The sequence below is a fragment of the Kitasatospora sp. NPDC059571 genome, assembly GCF_042735675.1.
GTDB lineage: Bacteria > Actinomycetota > Actinomycetes > Streptomycetales > Streptomycetaceae > Kitasatospora.
Genome location: NZ_JBHWBW010000508.1, coordinates 1195 through 2988 on the forward strand (window position 1 = coordinate 1195; position 1794 = coordinate 2988).

Here is a 1794-nt window from a genome sequence, read left to right on the forward strand (position 1 = left end):
GGCCCCCCCCCGGCCTGCGCGCCCGGCCCCTACCGCTCCGGCCCCCCCGCCCCCCCCGCCCCCCCCCCCCCCCCGGGGGGGGGGGGGGGCGGCGCCCCCCCCGCGCCTCCGGCGACCGCGGCGCGATCAGCATCGAACTCGCCCTCGCCATCATCGTGATGGTGACCATCGCCGGCGCGGTGCTGGCCGCCGTCAAGCTGCTCGCCGACAAGACCGAGGCCAAGATCCCGACCGACGTCCCGGACTCGGTGAAGTGATCCGTCGCCCGGGTGCCCCCGCCGTCCGCGACCGGGGAGCGGTGATCCTCTCCCTGGCCGTGCTCTTCCCCGTCGTGCTCGCCGCGGTGATGCTGGTCGTCCAGGCGTCGCTGTGGTGGTACGCCGACCAGGTGGCGCTGACCGCCCTGCGCGAGGGCGTCGACGCCGGGCGGGTCAGGGGCGCGGCGCCGGAGGACGGGGACACCCGGGTGCGGGACTTCCTGGCCCGCTTCGGCCGGATCGCCGAACTGCAGAGCGTGGACCACGACGGCTCCGACGCCGCCGTCCAGCAGATGACGGTGACCGTCCGGCCGCAGTCCGTCCTGCCGTTCTTCGACCGGCTGGTGATCACCGAGACGCTCAGCGCCCCGCGGGAGCGCTTCGTGCCGCAGGGCGGGACGCCGTGAGCGGGGCCCGCCGGCCGGACGGCGGCAGCGTGCCGATCGAGGCCGCGCTGCTGGTGCCCGTGGTGCTGGCGTTCGTGCTGATGGTGGTGGCGGCCGGCCGCGTGCAGACCACCGGCGCGGTGGTCGACGCCGCCGCCCGGGCGGGCGCCCGCGCCGCCTCGCTGGCCCGCACCGACGACGGCGCCGACCAGGCCGCCGCCGACGCCGTCCAGGGGGTGCTGGGCCGGCGCGGGGTGCACTGCCGGCAGGACCCGGGCAGCCCGCTCACCCGCGGCACGCTGACCACCGGCGCGGTCCAACTCGGCACCGTCACGGTGCGGGTGCGCTGCACCGTCCCGCTGAGCGACCTGCTGGGTGTGGACGGCGTTCCGGGGGAGAAGACCATGACGGGGGAGTTCACGTCCGTCGTCGACCGGTACCGGGGCGACTGACCGCGGACCGCAGGAGGGGGACGATGACCGAACACCGCACGCCGGCCCGCCGGCGGTTGATACTGCACCGGGCCGGGGGGCCCGACAGCGGCGCGCTCTCGCTGTTCGTCGCGATCAGCGCGGCCGCGCTGGTCGTCCTGGTCGCCATCGTGCTCGACCTCGGCGGCCGGCTGCGCGCCGTCGAGCGGGCGGACGCCCGCGCCCAGGAGGCCGCCCGGGCCGCCGGCCAGCAACTCGACCTGGACGCCGTGCTCCAGGGCCGGGGCTACCGGGTCGTCAGCGAGCAGGCCGCCGCGGACGCCGCCGACGCCTACCTGAGCGCGTACCACCTGACCGGCAGGACGCGGCTGCTCGACGACGGCCGCACCGTCGAGGTGCGCACCACCGGCACCTACACCACCGCCCTGCTGGGCCTGGTGATCCCCAAGTTCACCCACCTCGATGTGCACGGGTACGGCAGGGCCACCCTCGTGCACGGCATCACGGAAGCGGAGAACGGCTGATGGCCGCGCCACGTGCCAACGACCCCGACCGCCAGGCCCGTTCGCGGTCGGCGACCCCGACCGCCCGGCGGCCCGTCCCGGTCCGGCCGCGCCGCGGGCGGACGGCCCCCGCGGGCGCCCCCCCCCCGGGCGCCGGGGCCCCCCAGCGAGCCCAGCGGGCGCGGCACCCCCCCCCGCAGCGTGTCGGCGCGCTCAC

General features: G+C 77.9%; 4 protein-coding genes. All 4 read left to right on the forward strand.

Translation table 11 applies throughout. The features are described from left to right. Positions 1–257, forward strand: a 257-nt coding sequence (locus ACFV0G_RS34155) for a hypothetical protein (RefSeq protein ID WP_380556374.1), incomplete at its 5' end; no start/stop codon positions are given. Positions 258–298: 41 nt separating this feature from the next. Then, positions 299–664, forward strand: a complete 366-nt coding sequence (locus tag ACFV0G_RS34160) for a TadE/TadG family type IV pilus assembly protein (RefSeq protein WP_380556376.1) — start codon at positions 299–301, stop codon at positions 662–664. Beyond that, a complete protein-coding gene (locus ACFV0G_RS34165; protein WP_380556378.1) occupies positions 661–1095 on the forward strand; it encodes a TadE/TadG family type IV pilus assembly protein in 435 nt (144 codons plus the stop codon). Before ACFV0G_RS34160 ends, ACFV0G_RS34165 begins: the two co-directional genes overlap by 4 nt. 23 nt (positions 1096–1118) lie before the next feature. Beyond that, positions 1119–1598 (forward strand): hypothetical protein, encoded by a 480-nt coding sequence (locus ACFV0G_RS34170; protein WP_380556379.1) that lies wholly within the window; start codon positions 1119–1121, stop codon positions 1596–1598. The last annotated feature ends 196 nt before the right edge of the window (positions 1599–1794 follow it).

Bases quoted from the DNA above. Each gene is read 5' to 3' on its own strand.
- ACFV0G_RS34170 (WP_380556379.1), top strand. From the start codon at position 1,119: ATGACCGAACACCGCACGCCGGCCCGCCGGCGGTTGATACTGCACCGG.